Origin of the sequence: Sellimonas catena, assembly GCF_027924685.1 — a bacterium.
Lineage (GTDB): Bacteria > Bacillota > Clostridia > Lachnospirales > Lachnospiraceae > Sellimonas > Sellimonas catena.
On sequence record NZ_BSBO01000093.1, the window covers coordinates 1 to 1,345 of the forward strand.

2 protein-coding genes are annotated in these 1,345 nt (G+C 42.2%); both read right to left on the reverse strand.

Going from position 1 to position 1,345, the window contains the following annotated elements; translation table 11 throughout:
- Positions 1–52 precede the first annotated feature (52 nt).
- Entirely contained in the window at positions 53–967 is a 915-nt protein-coding gene (locus Selli1_RS18170; protein ID WP_087168885.1) for an IS3 family transposase, read from the reverse strand.
- Positions 964–1,248 carry a transposase gene (locus Selli1_RS18175; RefSeq protein ID WP_207752756.1) on the reverse strand — a complete coding sequence of 95 codons (285 nt, stop codon included), beginning with the start codon at positions 1,246–1,248 and terminating at the stop codon, positions 964–966. Before Selli1_RS18175 ends, Selli1_RS18170 begins: the two co-directional genes overlap by 4 nt.
- Between the last annotated feature and the right edge of the window lie 97 nt (positions 1,249–1,345).

Genomic DNA, 1,345 nt, shown 5'->3' on the forward strand with positions numbered 1-1,345 from the left:
TGGTCCTATGTCAAGATTTAGCGCAAGTTAAAATGAGAAATTTATCCTCATCTTAACTTACTAAGAGCAGTTCGTTTGTCTGTGTCTGCTCATATAGTTTTTCAAAGTCATTTGGTGACATGTAATCGCAATGACTATGAATACGTTTGGTATTATAAAAGGCTTCAATATACTCGAATATCAGACGATATGCCTGCTGATAATCACGTATTTTAAACCGGTTCAGCCATTCCCGTTTGATAAGTGCATGAAACGATTCGATACATGCATTATCCCATGGGAAAGCCTTTTTCGAGTAGCTGCGCTGCATTTTTGCAGTGGCTTCCCGATATGCCTGGGATACATACTGCCTTCCTCTATCACTGTGGATAATTAACGGCAACTTCGTGTTCCGTCTGGCTTTCGCTTTATTGATGGTATTAATCACACAGGATACCTCTAAAGTCTGGCTGAGTGTCCAGGCAATGATCTTACGGGAAAACAGATCCATAATGCTTGTCAGATAGACAAAGCCATCTGTCGTCCAGATATACGTGATATCACTGCACCATACCGCATTTGGACGATCAGGAGTAAACTGTTCATCCAGGATATTTTGAAGTTCGTTACTGAAATCGGAATCTATGGTAGTGATCGTCCATGGTTTCACCCATTGGGCTTTAATTCCCATTTCCTTCATATATTTTCCGACAGTACGCTCTGAGATGGTCTCCCCCTTCTGACGTAGCTTTCTGGTGATTTTTGGGGCTCCGTAGTTTTGCTTCGATTGATCATAAATATCCTGTATTTTGGCTTTTATGTATTCCCTGCGTTTTTCTGTATCAGAAGGAGTACGGTTTAGCCATGAACGATATCCAGACCGTGAAACGCCTAAATATTTCAGCATTCCGGAGACGGAGACCCGGCGATTCTGTTTTCTGGCAGCTTCCGTCTTTTCAGAAACCTCGAGATAAATGGCTTCTGTTATTTTCCCAGAATGCTGATAGCTTTTTTTAGCACATCAAGTGCATCCTGGGCATCACGGAGTTCGCGTTTCAGACGGGCAATCTCTTTCTGCTCATCAGAGGCGTAATTACCGGAGCCACGAACAGGGATATCGCCAGACTCCCGGAAATCCTTCAGCCATTTTGTCAGAGTGCTGTAACCCACACCGAGGTTTTGAGCACAGCCACGGACACCAAGCTCTTTGTGATCGAAATAATACTGGACTGCATCCAGTTTAAACTGTTTGTCATGTTGCTTTGCCATAATGAGATCCTCCTTCAGTACGATATTTCTATTATATCATGTATTGTCTATTTGGAATTTTCTCATTTTGACTTGCACTATTTATATACTAGCACCA